The organism is Paenibacillus sp. CMM36 (assembly GCF_053570945.1).
On record NZ_JBSEDY010000024.1, the window covers coordinates 14,403 to 29,998 of the forward strand.

The following is a 15,596-nucleotide window of genomic DNA, read 5'->3' on the forward strand; positions in this document are numbered from 1 at the left end:
TTTTACAGACAAGTATGATATCCCTATATATATGTCGTACGAAAAGCCCTTGAAATGAATACCTTACACAATAAAAAATTAATTTTAATAGGTAAACGCTGTCTGTGTTTCAGTATATTCCAATTTATACTTCAACTTGAGATTTGAATTCATTACAGTCCATAAGCAACTATTCAACAGAAACCATCATACTTTATAATAGAGTCAAATGCACTTATCAATTTGGGACATTTTTCATATTTAACGTTGTAAATGCTTGATTTATCGCGGTTTTTGTGAATTGTTTGCAAATGAGTCTTTATATCCATGCAAAGAGAAGAGGGATAAGAAGAATGTCCAAGCTTACGATTTTAAAGGTTGAGAGTAATCACGAGGATCTGCATAAGTTGATTCAAAGGCTGGATGAGGACTTGCTGGAAAGGTATCCTGCCGATGAAATTTACTTGGTTGATTTTTCCAATCCGAAAGTTAAAGAAATGTTTTTCGCTGTTGTGTATGTGGACGAAAAACCGGTGGCTTGTGGAGGGCTTAGGCCTATAGATGCGGAAGAAATGGAACTTAAAAGATTTTATGTCGATTCCTCTTATCGCAGACAAGGGATTGCGGTGAGCCTATTATCTTTTTTGGAAGAGGAAGCCAGAAAACGGGGAGTTGTAAGGATTAAATTGGAGACCGGAGCGGCTCAACCTGAAGCGATTGCTCTCTATACCAAGCGGGGATACGAACCTATTGAACGATTTGGGGAGTATGAACACGATGAAAACAGCCTTTGTTATGGTAAAAAGCTGTCTCTGTTAATATAAAGCGTTCTCTTATAAAATGGATGATGATCAATACTAGCCTATATAGCGGGAGAGATGATAATGAATTTGAAGCAAAAAGCGGCCGAAAAAGCAGTTGAGGCGATTCAGGACGGCATGAAAGTAGGACTTGGTACAGGCTCGACAGCCTTTTGGGCTATTCAAAAAATTGGTGAGCGTGTAGCGCAAGGATTACATATACAGGCTGTAGCTACATCCCAAGCGTCGGAAGATCAGGCCAGGGAGCTGGGAATTCCCATCATTCCGTTTGATCAGATTGGAAGGCTTGACGTTACCATCGACGGTGCAGATGAGGTGAATGAGCAGCTGGTGCTGGTGAAAGGTGGAGGCGGAGCCTTACTGAGAGAGAAAATTGTGGAAAGCAATAGCGACCGATTAATTATTATTGTCGATGAGTCCAAGGATGTGAAGGTGCTGGGTGCATTTCCTTTACCTGTTGAGGTCGTACCCTTTGCCAGTGAATGGACGTTGGAGGCCTTGCGGCAGACGGGCTGTAAAGCGGAGTGGCGTATGAAAGACGGCGAGCGCTACCTTACGGATAACGGTAATTATATTGCCGATTGTCGCTATGGTACGATTGAGAATCCGCAGGAGTTGGAAATCCGCTTGAACCAAATTCCGGGAGTAGTCGATAACGGACTGTTCATTAATATGGCGGACCAGGTGATTATCGCACGGGCCAATGGACAGATCGACGTCCGTAACAAGTAATGTCTAGGACCCGTCTGCTTCATCATGTGGCATTGGTGTTATTGATTTTATATACAGGACTTCTATTATATTGGATGTTTCTCGGTTTTGGTCGTACATTACGGCCAGGACCCCCGTATTCGTATAATATTGTGCCGTTTGATACGATCAGGCAATACTGGCGGGCAATGGAGTCGTTTCCTTTTCGGGTATGGGGTGTTAATTTGCTCGGTAATATTGGCGTATTCATTCCCTTCGGTATCCTTGTGCCTATCATTTGGGTGTCCATGCGAAGTATAGGCAGTCTGTTGTTAACGATAGTGATCACACTGGTCATTCTTGAGGTGTCCCAAATGCTGCTGGGCGCAGGTACAATGGATGTGGATGACATCATACTGAATGTTCTGGGAGTATTATGCGGCCGTATTGCCTACGTATTTTTACGTAAGAAGTTAGGGATTGCAATATAATCGTCCTGCTCTCTGAATCAGTGTGTTAAGACTGGCTGAGAGCGGACTTTTTTTACATAATGAACTGTAATCTTCACATAATAGACGACAATTCCTCCATTTTTAGGCCGTAGGAGTAGGGGGAGGAACGCTTAAACTTGACAAAAGCGCACAATTAAGATATCTTGGAATAAAGATATGAGTAACGGAGGCTGTTAATATGTCTGTAAAACCAGATGATCAGGACCTAGCACTTAATTTGTTCGTTGTTCTGGCTCGTGCTTATAATTCGGTCACGTCTCGTACGAATCGGGACATTCATAGTCATGGATTAAATACAACAGAATTTGGTGTGCTTGATCTGCTGTATTATCGGGGACCCCAGCCTTTGCAGAAAATTGGAGAAAAGGTACTAATCTCTAGTGGGAATATTACGTACGTGGTAGATAAACTTCAGAAAAAAAAACTTGCTTACCCGTCGTGCTTCGCAAGATGATCGGCGTGTGATTTATGCAGAATTGACTGATGATGGACGTCATTTCTTTGAGCAAATATTCCCGCAGCATCATCGTGTTATTATGGAGACCGTGGATGGCTTATCCGTGGAAGAGAAGGAGCAGGCTATTCATCTGTTAAAAAAGCTTGGACTAACGGCTGAGGGGCAGAAGAGTAACGGATCATAAATTGTGCATGTGCAGGTTAAATCTGCTTTAGATAAAATACCGACTTTTCGGTATTTTATTTTTTTGTCGTATTATGGGGGAGTAGGGTTAATGTAGAGACGCAAATCAGGTATAATTGTCTAATAGTCACGTCCGGAACAAATTCCCAGTACCTGTTTCGAATACAAAACCTTGTCGGGGAAGGAGCTGTACATGAGTATACAGCAATACACCGCAGGTGAATCGCTATTGATGCAAGCAGGAGCTTTGGCTGAATTAGTTACCCATAAGCAATACGAATTACAGCCCGATCTTTTGCAGCGTTTTGGGGATAACGGTAAAATAAAGACAAAACAGGATTCCATATATAGTTTGAACTATTTGGCTGAAAGTGTAATCATGAACAGCCCTATTTTATTTACACAGTATGTTTCTTGGTTAAAAAAGCTTCTGGAGGGTTTCGGGATAACCCAAGAAGATTTGAGCATCAATTTCAGATTAATCCAGGAGACGTTGGTAGAGCACTTCGATCATACGAATAAAGTCATGGTGCTGGAGCACCTGGATTTGGGGATACAGCAAATTGGGAAGAAAGAGGAGTATGCCTCTTTTATTACAGGTGATAATCCCTATGCTGCTGACGTGGCTCAATATTTGGAATATTTACTCTCAGGTAATCGCAGACAGGCTTTGGATTGGATCGTTCGCTTGCTGGATGAGGGTATCTCTATTCAACATACGTATAAATATATTTTTCAAATTTCGCAATATGAAATAGGCCGTCTATGGCATGAAGGCAAAATCACCGTCGGTCAAGAGCATTTTTGCACTGCCGTGACTCAATTTATTATTTCAAGCCTGTATCCCAGATGGATGGGGAGTGGAAGTAAGGAACGCTGCCTGGTGGCGGCGTGTGTAGGCAGCGAGCAGCATGAAATTGGAGTGCGTATGCTGGCTGATATATTTGAAATGGATGGTTGGGATACGTATTATTTAGGCGCCAATGTACCTAACCGGAGTTTGCTTCAGGCCATTGTGAGTTACAAGGCGGATGTAGTGGCTATCTCAGCTACCATGGCTTACCATGTCCATCTAGTGAAAGAGTTGATTGCTCTCATTCGGCAAGACCCAACGACTAGCCATGTGAAAATTATGGTCGGAGGCTTGCCTTTTAATCTCGATTCCCTCTTGTGGCAAGAAGTAGGGGCGGACGGATACGCACCAGGTGCGGAAGAAGCGCTGGAGGTTGCGGGTGACTTACTTTCGCTCAGGAAATAAGGTTGGTTTTGTGAACCTGTAAGTCATTTTGTAAAGGGGGCCTTTTAATATGAAGGAACCGACAGCAGAAATGGCTGTTCTGCGGAAAACGGTCGAACAATTAACGGATGAGATAGTGAAAAGCAAGGCTGAGGAAGAAAAGCTGCTGAATGAATTTTCAGCGATGAACAACGAGCTGGTTAATCTGCAGCGTCAGCTTGCCAAAAGCAATGCGGAATTATCACGGACGAAGGAAGAAGCGGTACGGGCTAATGACCTAAAGAGCACTTTTCTGGCTGTGGTTAGTCATGAATTCAGAACGCCAATGAACGGAATACTTGGAATGATCGAAATGTTAGGTTCATCCAAACTTTCCCCGGATCAACGGCAGGCCATCGGTGTGATACGTGAGTCAGCCTCCCTGTTGTTGAACATGATTAATAATCTGCTTGATATATCCAAAGTGGAAGCAGGACAGATGGAGCTGGAGATCGGAAACGTCAGAGTTCAGGCGATTATGAGCCATGTTGCTCAGTTGTTGGAGCCGCAAATCTATCAGATGGGTAACCGGTTGAGTATAGAGACCGATACCGATGTGGCAGAGCATCTGGAGGGAGATTCGGCAAGGATCATGCAGATCTTGCTCAATCTGTTGAACAATGCGAATAAATTTACGAGTGAAGGATTGCTCATCGTTCGAACAAAATTAGTGGAAGAAACAAAAGATTCCCAACGTGTTCGGTTTGAGGTGCAGGATTCGGGTATTGGGATTTCACCGGAGGATCAGAATAAGCTGTTTCAGCCTTATGTACAAGCCGGTGAAGGCAGTGCCTCCCAATATGGAGGAACGGGTCTGGGGCTATGGATATGCAGTTCATTTGTGGAACTCATGCAGGGAGAAATTGGGGTCATCAGTGAAGAAGGCCAAGGCTCTACGTTCTGGTTTGAAATTCCCTTCATGAAAGGATCGGGGCAGGCAGACGAAATGGAGAAGCGTGAAAATGGTGATTTAAAGGTATTTAGCGAGTTGCTGCGTGAGCATAGTCATTCTCTAACTATTTTGGTGGCTGAGGATAATCGGGTAAATCGTCAGGTGGTGCAATTACAGCTTAACCATTTGGGATTCCAGCATATTGATTTTGCTGAGGATGGACAAGCTGCTGTAAAAGCGGCCTCCGAACGATCCTACGCTTGTATTCTAATGGATCATTACATGCCTCTGCTAAATGGTCATGATGCGGCAAAAGCGATCCGCCAGCGGGAAGCAGAAAACCAGCAACCACCTGTACCGATCATTTCTTTGACCGGGAATGTGTCTGAGGAGGATCAGGCACGGGGCCGGGAGGTTGGAGTGAACGATTACTTGATAAAGCCAGTAACGATTGAAAAGCTCTCTGAAAAGCTTGTCAAATGGCTTCCAAAGCCGGAAACCGAGCCGATTTTGGATAAGGAAGTTATACGTGAAATTATGCTGCTGGACGAGGATGGCAGCACGGCACTACTGGAGTCATTGGTCGAAATGTATACAAGTGATACACCTGCCAAAATCAATAGGTTAAGAGAACTGGCTGCTGTGGGCGAAGTCACAAAAGTAGTAGAGGCTGCTCATGAGTTGAAATCAGGCAGCGTGAGTCTGGGTGTCGGGCGTTTGTCCTCGTTACTGTCCGATATTGAACAGCTTGCACGGGAGAACCGACTCGAGAATGCGAAAGCGAAGTTGTCTGCGCTCCAATCTGTCTATCAAGCAACGTGTTTAGAACTGGAACGCTATATTCACCAGTGCTAGACCGTTTCCCCCCCCCCTTTATTAGACTTGCACGCGGAAGGAGAACGTAAAGGCATATATGAAAGAACAGTTGCGTTCCATTCACCCGCTGGCCTGGACGATTATTGTCGGTACTATTTTCGGGCGGATGGCGACATCATGAGTATCCCGTTTTTGTCAATTTACCTTACCACCCGTTTAGGAGTGTCCCCCTTTCATACGGGGGTGATCGTGTCGGTAAGCTCGTTGGTCGGCATTTTTGCCAGCTTTTACGGTGGATATATTTCAGATCGAATCGGACGGCGTAAGGTGATGTTGGTGTCCATTGCGAGCTGGGCGCTTGTATTCGTTGCTTTTGCGTTGGCGGAAGCGGCCTGGGCCTTTTTTGTCATTAATGCTCTAAATGGACTGTGCAGGTCCTTGTTCGAGCCAACCTCGCGGGCGCTGTTATCAGATGTAACCCCCAAGGAGAAAAGACTGCTTATCTATAATATGAGATATGCGGCCATTAATGTTGGGGTAGTGGCAGGGCCGTTGCTTGGTTTGATGTTAGGATCTGCATCCAATGGTACGCCGTTCATGGTAGCTGCTGGTGTGTACGCACTATACGGAGTACTGTTGTTGATCCAATTTGCCCGTTATGCATCGGATCTGCATATAGGTACAACGGCGAGAGAGGCTCCACTGCGAATGGCTGAGGCATTCCGTACAGCCAGCCGTGATCCGGTGTTTATGCCGATTTTGCTGGGAACGGTATTTTGTGTGATGGGCTATGCGCATTCCAATTCCACAATGCCTCAATTCTTGTCCTTATCCTTCGCGGAAGGAACTCGATGGTTTACATATATGCTGACGGTCAACGCGGTTTGTGTATTGGCATTTCAATATCCGCTGGTGCGGCTGGCAAGCCGATTTTCCCCGGTGAATTCTCTGATTGCAGGGAATATATGTATTGCGGTCAGCCTGTTGCTGTGCGGTATGCTAAACTCAGGCTGGATGTTTATACTGGATATGGTGCTGTTTACGGTTGGTGAAGTGTTATTGTTCACGATGCTGGACGTATTGATTGACCAAATTGCAGATGCTCAATATAAAGGGACCTACTTCGGTACAATCGGCTTTAATAATTTGGGAAGCGTGCTGGCTCCTTTATTTGGTGGCTGGTTGCTGGATATCTATGGTCAAACGGCGCCGCTTGTTGTTTTTGTTCCGGTTGCCCTGTCGGTTGTGATTGGTATTCCGTTCCTTCTGGTCGCACGCCGCCGCCTGGTGCAGCGTACAGCAGGGATCGCGGCTCAAGGAGGAGAATCGGTGCAGCAACTGTCATCATAAAAAGGGAGTTGAGTGCAGGATGAAGGCGGAAGAAGATGTGCTACGAGTCATACAATATATGAATGATCCGCAGGTACTGGAAGACTTGCGCTATGTGCGAGAGCTGAAGTTGCCGCAAGGATGTATTGCCGCAGGCTATGTACGTAACCGCGTTTGGGATAAGCTCCATGGCTATACAACGGCTACACCTTTAAACGATATAGATGTTATCTATTTTGACCCGAAAAACACGCTAGAGGAACGAGATGAGTATCTAGAGTTGTCCTTGAACCGTAAGCAGGCCGGACGTAACTGGTCTGTCAAAAATCAGGCTCGGATGCATTTTCGCAACGGGGAGGCTCCTTATTCCTCGGTAGAGGATGCGATGAGCCGCTGGCCAGAGACGGCAACGGCGGTGGCGGTTAGATTGAATGACAAGGATCAAATAGAGGTCATTTGTCCGCATGGATTGGAAGATCTGCTGGATATGCGGGTACGACAAAGCCCTTTGTTTCGTCACACAACGGCTTATCGTCAGCGTGTATTTGAGAAGCAATGGCTTGATAACTGGCCGTTGCTTATTATGGAGAATTAGAGTGAAATCCTAATTTTAGGATATTAAGGAGAGACGACAAACAATGTTTAAAAATATAAAAATAGATTCAGATCGTGAGGAAGTTCTGGAGCTGTTAACCTACGCCGTGCTGGATCACCCTGAACGCGGAGAAGCAGTTTTACGTACCTATCAAGCCTCGGATGACTGGAAGCTGTTCGGTGTAGAAGATGAAGGACTTATTGTAGGTATTGTCGGCTTTGAGGACCAGGAGGATGGAACAACTGTAATTCGCCATCTGGCCGTGTTGCCTGAAAACCGTCATAGAGGATATGCCAGAGGTATGCTACTTACGCTCATTCAGGAGCGTAATCCAAAACGGCTTACTGTGGACACGGATGCGGAGGGGGCAGATTTTTTCCGCAACGTGGGCTTTGCCGTGTATGGATCAGAGGATTTGCCGGATGGTGGGCAATTCCATTGTGTATATGAAATAGACGAAGAATAAGCGAATCTCCGGGTCCCGCGTCCCTCTTTCTACATAAGATATGTTATGCAGAAAGAGGGAGGTGGGTTTCATTGGCGTACCACTACACAGCGATTGGAGATTCTTTAACAACAGGTGCAGGGACGTTGCTGAGCGGCGGATTTGTACCTATCTATCGGCGAATGGCAGAAAGACATCTGCGTACGCCAGTCAGTTACGAGAATCTGGGAATTAACGGGCTGACATCGCAGGAGTTGCTGTCCATGGTCCGAAACAATCCACTTTTTCGGTCGGCGATCAGCCGGGCTGAACTTATAACGGTAACGATCGGCGGGAATGATCTGCGCCCATACATCAGCGCCCTTGCTGGAGGGTCCGGCTTATCGGGTTCTTCCATTCCACAAGCGTTGAATCACACAAAAGAACATGTACGCCAAATTGTACATGCCCTGTATCAGATAAAGTCCGGTCAGCGTGAGCCATTTATTATTCGAATGGTGGGATTATATAATCCTTTTCCAGAAGTAAGGGAGGCGGGAGTATATGTGCGTCAGTACAACTCGTTTCTCTATACATTAGGCGGACCGAATTACCGGGTGGCGAATATTTATCCCGCATTTGAGGGCTATGAACGGGCACTACTTTCGTTAGACCGAGTGCATCCGAACAGTCGTGGTTATCGCGTGATTGCGGAAGAGTTGAATCGGCTTGGTTATGCGCCATTAAGGCGAGCGTGAGAGGATGCTTTGGATCAGACAAAGTATATTAAAGAAAGAGGTTCATGATGACAGTAGAAACTGACCATTATGAACCTCTTTGTTTGCGTTAGTAGGCGCTGTTTAGCCGATTGATTTACGAAATAAGCTACGCGCAGCCCACTTGCGCTCACTTCGTTTGCGGTATTTGGGTAGAGAACGATAGACGGCAATGGACTGGTTAAAGGCTACAGTGGCTTCATCCTTGCGTCCTAGCATACGGTACATCAAGCCTGTCAGATAATAACCCTCGCTGGAAGAAGACTGAATCTCCTGAAATTGCTGCAGATAATAAAGCGACTTATTGACGTCACGTTCCTTGAAAGCAGCGGCTAAATGCAAATAAGGCTCACCGTACTGTACCCGCGGGTTAATATCCAGTGCTTTTAGTAAATGTTGTTCTCCATCCTCCAGATGGTTTGTATGTACTTCAGCCGTTCCCCGTGCGTTCCAATAGTCTGCTGAGTCTTCATAACGGGATTCAATTACCAATAAAAGCTCCAAAGCCTGCGGATATTTCTTGCTTTCGATCCAGATACGAGCCAAATCGAACTTGGCAGCCACATCGTTGGTGTTTAGCGTAATCTGTTGGCGCAATCGAACGGCATTGCGTCTTCTTTTCCATGGTTTGCTGATGCTGGGCAATACACCGATAAAGCTGCGATCCAATATATAGATCACGATTAAGAGTACGAGCAGCGCCAGAAACGGGTTGCCGAGCAAACTCCATAGTAGAGAGAAAATTAAAAATTTCCCGATCATTTTTCTCCAATCCTCCTGTACATGTAACAATCCATACTTTCCACATTATAGCATAAAGCCACTTTAAGGGGCATTAGCCTGATGAGATTTCGAAGGATGGTAGAGGGGGTGAGAAGAAAAACACTTATTTGTGATGCTCGGTGTATAGTTTTACGAGAAAAGGAACCTTTTTTTATTCCCGCCAAAAGGTTGAACAGTCTGCCTTATCCAAAATATTAAACTCGATCATTTTCTCAAGTAATGAGAAATCAACTGGACTATCCCACTGGATACGTACCAACTGCTTGGTGTGATCATAGCCAGCCTGCACAATTAACTCAGAAAAATGATTAATCCCTGCCTTTTCAGGGGCAACGGCCAAATGATGTTTGGCTACGCTAAAGCCAATAATAAATGTGCTGTGATCCGTAAACATAGGCTGATTCCACGCAATTTTTGGCATTAAATTTGGAAATTTCTTGGTTACCCAAGCCAATACTTCTTGCGTTCGAGCCCGATGTTGGGGGTTATCAATATGCGCTAAATATTCTGCAAAAGCTTCCATGTTGTTCCCTCCTTAATTAAAAATTGTATCGTTCAGAGAAGTTCCTCGAACCTATTTGTCGTTAAAACTCCTCATAGAATGGCTCAGACACGTTCTTAACAACACCTATTTCCAACGATATATATTTTCAAACTAGATAGTCAAAATGGTTTACTATCAATTTATCGCAGCAACATGCTTCCCAAGATGTAAACAATACCTTTTATGTCCTGTTATATTCCTCAGAAAGAATAGAGTACAAATATGAATCGTGAAATTCGCCTTTGTAGTACCAGTGTTCTCGCATTATACCTTCACGTTGCATTCCGATCTGTTGCATAATCTTCTCAGAAGCCTTATTTTCTGGACGACATGTTGCATAAATACGATGGACATCAAGTGTGCTAAATCCAAAGCCTAGCAGGGCTCGTGCCGCTTCTGTTGCATAACCCTTTCCTTGATAATCTGGGTTTAGAATATAGCCCATTTCTGCATTAGTATCTTTGACATGAATACCAACACCGCCGATCAGGATTCCAGTGTTTTTCAGACATATGGCTAGTTCGTAGTCTTGTCGTGGCATTTCCTGCTGTGAGGCTAGAACTTGTTCTATATATGCCTTTGTATCTTCTTCTGTATTGGGTCCCCATGCTGTGTGCCTAGTAACTTCAGGCAATGACGTGTAGGTATGTATACTTCCCCAATCGGATGTACAAATATCACGAATGATGAGCCGTTTTGTCTCAAATTGCATAACGATTCCTCCTGTCTATAATTAGCATACATATTCGTGTTTTCTGCACATTCTATTAATCCTATTTAAGCAGATCTGATGGGGAAGATCCAAGATTTTGAGAGAAAGTGCTAGAGAAGAGGATCGAATTACGTGTTGAACAATGGGAACGAATCAATACCTTTTGCCACCTGAACGCAAACCGCAAGGGAGGCGTCCGGCAAAAATGCAAACAGAAAATATTGAATGTGGTACTGGAATAGCCCGCTATTATTAGCCATCCAGTTTGTCTTAAAACAGCCTGCGGGCTGTTACGAAACGATTCTGCCATTTACCATCAAGCGTGTCAAAATGAACGCCACGTTCTTTGGAGAATGTATGCAACAATTTGTTGTTCCCTGCATAGATCGCCACATGGCCGATCTCCAGGTCGCGTGCGCTGAAGAACAGCAGGTCGCCTTTACGTAGCTCGTTTAGCCCGACCTTCTGGCCTTCTTTAGCCTGATCGTAAGAGACACGGGGGAGGTCGATGGAGAGCGTATGTCGGAACACTTCCCCCACAAAAGAAGAACAATCAAAGGTCGATGTCTGGCCGCTTGCTGCGCCGAATTCATAAGGAGTACCAAGGAATTTCTCTCCGTAGGCGATGAGTTCATCTCCCTGCCGTTCCACCAGGGATGAGCTGGTATAATCGCTGTATTTGGGTTTAGCCGATATGTATCCGGTCAGGTTGTCTTTAGTGCGCACTTCCAACCAGAGGGCATTGATCTCACGGATGACATGAACCTTTTCGTTGGCTGGAATAAGCCGCAGGGAAGGGGAAGCTCCCGACGAATCCGGTTTGCTGCGCAGGTTGACTCCCGAAAGAACCGTTGTAAAAAAATCGTTACTGGAGACAATCCGAATCGCTCGGGTCAGGGCATCCCACTTCACTGTGCTCCCAAGTGCCTCGCTCACAAAACGTAGTGGAATCATTGTGTTGCCCTCAACAATTTGTCCAGGAACATTCAGGGACAGCGTTTTGCCGTTTAAGGTGGCAGCAAGTTCCCCCATACGGTAGGTCAGCACCGCTTCATTTTTGGTAGCTGTTACGGTTTTGCTGGATTCGTTCCAGGAAAGCTCGGCTCCTTGTGCCTCAAACAACTGGCGCATCGGGACGAGCGCTGTTCCTTCTAGCAGCAGCGGCTGGGCAGCAAGCTGAAGTGGGCGGTCATCTACATAAACGGTCGTCACCGGAGTCAGCGGTACCGACTTCGCATACGACGGGTTTGCTTGGAGCAGTGATACTGCTAGCAGAGCTAGCAATGCTTTCTTGTTGATTGTCATGCTGTCATCACCTCATTGTGAATATGTTCATCTAAGTTGTACGAGGCTTCCTCCGATTAGTTGTGTACCAAATATTGGACTGATTCGAAAAACGTAAACAAACAAAAATAAAACCAATAAATATCTGTGTTTAATTGTTGACACCAAAATAAAATAAAGATAACATTATACATGTGAAATATTTCACTTTTGAGAAATACCCTTATATTTAGCGAGGCAACAAGAAGTGAATCCTTTAGGAGGCCGATTTTATATGAGCGCACATGTATTTTTTGTACCATCTATCAATCTTATGGGAACAGGCTGTTTGCAAGAAGTTGGGCCGTATATAAAAGAACTGAATTTAAACAAAGCTCTAGTCGTGACGGATAAATTTTTGATGAAGAGTGGTATTGCAGGCAAGGTTACATCTTTGCTGGATGATATTGGATTGAACTATGCGGTATACGATGAAGTAAAACCAAATCCGACCTGTAAAAATGTACATGATGGTGTTCAGTTTCTGCAAGAAAATGAATGTGACTTTTTAATTTCGATTGGCGGAGGATCACCACAGGATACGGCTAAGGGAATCGGCATTATTGCCACCAATAGGGGACATATAACCGAGTATGAGGGCGTTCATAAATCCAAGCATAAATCGCTTCCTATTGTCGCCATTAATACCACAGCAGGAACATCTGCTGAAATCACGATCAATTATGTCATTACGGACGAAGAGCGCAAGGTCAAGATGGTTATGGTTGATAAGAATAGTGTAGCTACGATTTCAGTAAATGATCCTGAACTGATGGTAGATAAACCCGCCGCATTAACGGCAGCTACAGGGCTAGATGCTTTGACCCATGCCATTGAAGCTTTGGTTACGCCAGGTGCTTATCCTGTAACGGATGCAACTGCCTTGGCAGCAGTAGAAATTATTTTTAAACATTTAGCTCGTACAGTGAGAAACGGTCATGATATAGAAGCGCGTGAGCAAATGGTATACGCTATTTTCTTGGGAGGACTTGCATTTAATAATGCCGGATTGGGTTACGTTCATGCGATGGCGCATCAGCTTGGCGGCGTTTACGATTTGCCTCATGGTGTTTGTAATGCCATGCTGCTGCCAATCGTGGAGGAGGAGAATGCCAAGCATGTACCGGAGAAGTTTCGTGCCATCGCTAAAGCCATCGGTTTTGAAGATAAGGGGAAAACGGATAAGGAATGCGCAGACTATGTAATCCAAAGAATCAAAGACCTGTCGAAGGAAGTAGGGATTCCTTCCAAACTTTCTGAACTAGGTGTAAATGAAGTGGATTTGGATCTGCTTGCCGAGAACTCAATGAAGGATGCTTGCGCTCCGGGCAATCCGTTTATACCTAGCAAAGAACAAGTTATCGAGATGTTTAAGAAAATTCTTTAAATAAAAGAGGCAATTATTTTACTAAATACTATAAGGGCTGTCCCAGGAACTGATCGAAGTATACTGGGAACGGCCCTTTTTATTCGCATTTTCTACTAAGAGATTTGTGAGACTAGAGATAAGACAACCCCATTGAAGATTAAAGGCACAGCTCTCTCGGCTAAATCTGTAGGAGACTCTTTTTTTCCTTCCACATTCCAGCGAAAGGTTACACCATAAATGGACCAGCTTAAAATGGTCGCGGCAAGTTCTAACGTTCTTTGGTCTGTATTATTGGCTTCTCTTGTTATGAGTTGAAGTATGAATTGCTGTAATTGATTCTTAATATGTTCTTCCAGGATCGGTGCCACTGAATTATATTTATGAACGCATTGGTTACTTGAGTCGTGATAGTCACATAACGAAAGAATAAGTTTCTGAATGATCTCCTCCGACAAACGTGCCTCAGCATCAATCCTCTTGATAACATACTCCAAAAATGCATCTGACAAAAGGGTTTCAAGCAGTGCATATTTATCTTGAAAATGTGCATAGAACGTGGCGCGGTTAATGGTGGCTTTTTGGGTAATGTCATTGATCGTAATCGTGTAGAAGTCTTTCTTATTTAATTGGTCAACGAATGCGTCGAGAATTAATCTACGTGTTCGAATGACGCGAGGATCGTTTGGGTTGGGTGAAGTTACACCAGGCATCCTAAAGACACTCCTTTCAGGAAATCAAATGATTCCCCCATTATAAACATGTGTTGTTTTGTCAACAAGTGAATTTAGATATACAACAATTTCATAACCCTTTTGGTTAAGCAACAGAATGAACATTTTGTCGGTTGAATGATAAATTAAACATTGCTAACATTTCACTTGCACCCCGTTTGATGATGCACGAGCCTTATATATAATTCTTTAAAAGAATAAAAGAAAATGAGGAGGTACAATCCTTGAGTAATCAACCGCAAAATGTTCATTCAACAGAAGCTTTATTTCAACCTTATACCATTCATAATCTAACCCTACAGACTCGTATTGTAATGCCGTCAATGGGCCGCGCTTTTTCACCAAATGGTGTGCCAGGACCGGATGTAGCCGCTTATTATCGCCGTCGCGCAGAGAATGATGTAGGTCTTATTATTACTGAAGGCGCAGTGATTGACCATCCGGCTGGAACAAGTGAGCCGAGGATACCTAATTTTTATGGGGAAGCGGCTTTAAACGGTTGGGCTGAAGTGGTCAGACAGGTTCATGAAGCTGGTAGTAAAATTTTCCCACAGCTTTGGCATATGGGGATGGCTCGTCCTTTGGGATCTCAGCCGAACCCGGAAGCGCTGTCGATTGGTCCATCGGGGCTGGATCTGGAAGGCAATAAAGTGACCGAGCCGATGACAGAAGAAGAAATCGTCAAGGTCATTAGGGCCTATGTCGATGCAGCTGCGAATGCGAAACGACTGGGCTTTGACGGCGTTGAAATTCACGGAGCGCACGGCTATCTGGTTGATCAATTCTTTTGGGAGAGGACGAACCAACGTACGGATCGCTATGGTGGCGATATCATAAAACGTGCTCAATTCGCCATTGAGCTTGTGGAAGCTATTCGTGCTGAGGTTGGCCCTGACTACCCTATTGCCATGCGCCTATCCCAATGGAAAATGAATGATTACAACGCAAAACCGTTCGATACACCGGATAAACTGGGGCAATTCCTGAATGTGTTGGTACAAGCGGGCGTGGACATTTTCCATTGCTCGACACGTCGCTTTTGGGTACCTGAATTTGAAGGCTCCGATTTGAGCTTTGCCGGATGGGTGAAGAAGCTGACTGGAAAAACTACGATTACGGTTGGCTCTGTAGGTCTGGATGAGGATTTTGTAAGTTATATCGAAGGGAAAGGGGCAGGACACCAAGATATTAATGAACTTCTGGAACGGCTCGACAACAATGAATTTGATCTGGTAGCTGTTGGGCGTGCGCTTCTGGGCGATCCTGCATGGGCTACGAAAATACGTGAAGGCCGAATTCATGATCTTCAAACCTTTACACCTGAGGTACTTCAAACGCTCAACTAAAACATATTATACTTCGAATACCTCTTTATTTCATAAAT

At 44.7% G+C, this 15,596-nt stretch carries 15 protein-coding genes and 2 pseudogenes; 12 read left to right on the plus strand and 5 right to left on the minus strand.

Going from position 1 to position 15,596, the window contains the following annotated elements; all coding sequences use genetic code 11:
- Positions 1-332: 332 nt before the first annotated feature.
- The 10 genes and pseudogenes from ACWA2B_RS26155 to ACWA2B_RS26200 all read left to right on the plus strand — a co-directional run bounded on the left by ACWA2B_RS26155 (position 333) and on the right by ACWA2B_RS26200 (position 8,732).
- On the plus strand, positions 333-803 hold the full coding sequence (locus tag ACWA2B_RS26155) for a GNAT family N-acetyltransferase (protein ID WP_069011376.1): 471 nt from the start codon (positions 333-335) through the stop codon (positions 801-803).
- A 60-nt stretch (positions 804-863) separates the two neighbouring features.
- Positions 864-1,532, plus strand: coding sequence for a ribose-5-phosphate isomerase RpiA (gene rpiA, locus ACWA2B_RS26160; protein WP_039274825.1), 669 nt, complete (start codon positions 864-866; stop codon positions 1,530-1,532).
- Positions 1,532-1,981: a VanZ family protein gene (locus ACWA2B_RS26165; RefSeq protein WP_069011377.1), complete on the plus strand. Its 450-nt coding sequence runs from the start codon at positions 1,532-1,534 to the stop codon at positions 1,979-1,981. Before rpiA ends, ACWA2B_RS26165 begins: the two co-directional genes overlap by 1 nt.
- Before the next feature lie 199 nt (positions 1,982-2,180).
- Positions 2,181-2,643: pseudogene (locus tag ACWA2B_RS26170) on the plus strand (MarR family winged helix-turn-helix transcriptional regulator).
- A 192-nt stretch (positions 2,644-2,835) separates the two neighbouring features.
- Positions 2,836-3,900, plus strand: coding sequence for a cobalamin B12-binding domain-containing protein (locus tag ACWA2B_RS26175; protein WP_069011378.1), 1,065 nt, complete (start codon positions 2,836-2,838; stop codon positions 3,898-3,900).
- Positions 3,901-3,949: 49 nt separating this feature from the next.
- Positions 3,950-5,665, plus strand: coding sequence for an ATP-binding protein (locus tag ACWA2B_RS26180; protein ID WP_449292802.1), 1,716 nt, complete (start codon positions 3,950-3,952; stop codon positions 5,663-5,665).
- 58 nt (positions 5,666-5,723) lie between these two features.
- A pseudogene (locus ACWA2B_RS26185) lies at positions 5,724-6,976 on the plus strand (MDR family MFS transporter).
- 19 nt (positions 6,977-6,995) lie between these two features.
- Positions 6,996-7,550 (plus strand): nucleotidyltransferase family protein, encoded by a 555-nt coding sequence (locus tag ACWA2B_RS26190; protein WP_340955164.1) that lies wholly within the window; start codon positions 6,996-6,998, stop codon positions 7,548-7,550.
- 43 nt (positions 7,551-7,593) lie between these two features.
- Positions 7,594-8,016: a GNAT family N-acetyltransferase gene (locus ACWA2B_RS26195; RefSeq protein ID WP_039274816.1), complete on the plus strand. Its 423-nt coding sequence runs from the start codon at positions 7,594-7,596 to the stop codon at positions 8,014-8,016.
- 71 nt (positions 8,017-8,087) lie between these two features.
- Complete coding sequence (locus ACWA2B_RS26200; protein ID WP_039274815.1) at positions 8,088-8,732, plus strand: GDSL-type esterase/lipase family protein; 645 nt, start codon at positions 8,088-8,090, stop codon at positions 8,730-8,732.
- A gap of 102 nt (positions 8,733-8,834) precedes the next feature.
- On the opposite strand, the gene ACWA2B_RS26205 is transcribed toward ACWA2B_RS26200, so the two are convergent.
- The 4 genes from ACWA2B_RS26205 to ACWA2B_RS26220 all read right to left on the minus strand — a co-directional run bounded on the left by ACWA2B_RS26205 (position 8,835) and on the right by ACWA2B_RS26220 (position 12,094).
- The gene (locus ACWA2B_RS26205; RefSeq protein WP_449292803.1) at positions 8,835-9,512 is read right to left on the minus strand and encodes a tetratricopeptide repeat protein; all 678 of its coding nucleotides are present in this window, start codon (positions 9,510-9,512) and stop codon (positions 8,835-8,837) included.
- Between the two features lie 172 nt (positions 9,513-9,684).
- A complete protein-coding gene (locus ACWA2B_RS26210; protein WP_029514757.1) occupies positions 9,685-10,056 on the minus strand; it encodes an iron chaperone in 372 nt (123 codons plus the stop codon).
- Between the two features lie 202 nt (positions 10,057-10,258).
- Positions 10,259-10,789 (minus strand): GNAT family N-acetyltransferase, encoded by a 531-nt coding sequence (locus ACWA2B_RS26215; RefSeq protein WP_029514756.1) that lies wholly within the window; start codon positions 10,787-10,789, stop codon positions 10,259-10,261.
- Between the two features lie 270 nt (positions 10,790-11,059).
- Entirely contained in the window at positions 11,060-12,094 is a 1,035-nt protein-coding gene (locus tag ACWA2B_RS26220; protein WP_449292804.1) for a C40 family peptidase, read from the minus strand.
- Between the two features lie 253 nt (positions 12,095-12,347).
- Here ACWA2B_RS26220 and ACWA2B_RS26225 point away from each other — a divergent pair, with 253 nt between their 5' ends.
- Positions 12,348-13,499, plus strand: a complete 1,152-nt coding sequence (locus ACWA2B_RS26225; protein ID WP_069011380.1) for an iron-containing alcohol dehydrogenase — start codon at positions 12,348-12,350, stop codon at positions 13,497-13,499.
- 95 nt (positions 13,500-13,594) lie between these two features.
- On the opposite strand, the gene ACWA2B_RS26230 is transcribed toward ACWA2B_RS26225, so the two are convergent.
- Complete coding sequence (locus tag ACWA2B_RS26230; protein ID WP_029514753.1) at positions 13,595-14,191, minus strand: TetR/AcrR family transcriptional regulator C-terminal domain-containing protein; 597 nt, start codon at positions 14,189-14,191, stop codon at positions 13,595-13,597.
- A gap of 245 nt (positions 14,192-14,436) precedes the next feature.
- Here ACWA2B_RS26230 and ACWA2B_RS26235 point away from each other — a divergent pair, with 245 nt between their 5' ends.
- Positions 14,437-15,558, plus strand: coding sequence for an NADH:flavin oxidoreductase (locus ACWA2B_RS26235; protein ID WP_449292805.1), 1,122 nt, complete (start codon positions 14,437-14,439; stop codon positions 15,556-15,558).
- Positions 15,559-15,596: the final 38 nt, after the last annotated feature.

Bases quoted from the DNA above. Each gene is read 5' to 3' on its own strand.
- ACWA2B_RS26155 (WP_069011376.1), top strand. From the start codon at position 333: ATGTCCAAGCTTACGATTTTAAAGGTTGAGAGTAATCACGAGGATCTG.
- rpiA (WP_039274825.1), top strand. From the start codon at position 864: ATGAATTTGAAGCAAAAAGCGGCCGAAAAAGCAGTTGAGGCGATTCAG.
- ACWA2B_RS26165 (WP_069011377.1), top strand. From the start codon at position 1,532: ATGTCTAGGACCCGTCTGCTTCATCATGTGGCATTGGTGTTATTGATT.
- ACWA2B_RS26175 (WP_069011378.1), top strand. From the start codon at position 2,836: ATGAGTATACAGCAATACACCGCAGGTGAATCGCTATTGATGCAAGCA.
- ACWA2B_RS26180 (WP_449292802.1), top strand. From the start codon at position 3,950: ATGAAGGAACCGACAGCAGAAATGGCTGTTCTGCGGAAAACGGTCGAA.
- ACWA2B_RS26190 (WP_340955164.1), top strand. From the start codon at position 6,996: ATGAAGGCGGAAGAAGATGTGCTACGAGTCATACAATATATGAATGAT.
- ACWA2B_RS26195 (WP_039274816.1), top strand. From the start codon at position 7,594: ATGTTTAAAAATATAAAAATAGATTCAGATCGTGAGGAAGTTCTGGAG.
- ACWA2B_RS26205 (WP_449292803.1), bottom strand. From the start codon at position 9,512: ATGATCGGGAAATTTTTAATTTTCTCTCTACTATGGAGTTTGCTCGGC.
- ACWA2B_RS26210 (WP_029514757.1), bottom strand. From the start codon at position 10,056: ATGGAAGCTTTTGCAGAATATTTAGCGCATATTGATAACCCCCAACAT.
- ACWA2B_RS26215 (WP_029514756.1), bottom strand. From the start codon at position 10,789: ATGCAATTTGAGACAAAACGGCTCATCATTCGTGATATTTGTACATCC.
- ACWA2B_RS26220 (WP_449292804.1), bottom strand. From the start codon at position 12,094: ATGACAATCAACAAGAAAGCATTGCTAGCTCTGCTAGCAGTATCACTG.
- ACWA2B_RS26225 (WP_069011380.1), top strand. From the start codon at position 12,348: ATGAGCGCACATGTATTTTTTGTACCATCTATCAATCTTATGGGAACA.
- ACWA2B_RS26230 (WP_029514753.1), bottom strand. From the start codon at position 14,191: ATGCCTGGTGTAACTTCACCCAACCCAAACGATCCTCGCGTCATTCGA.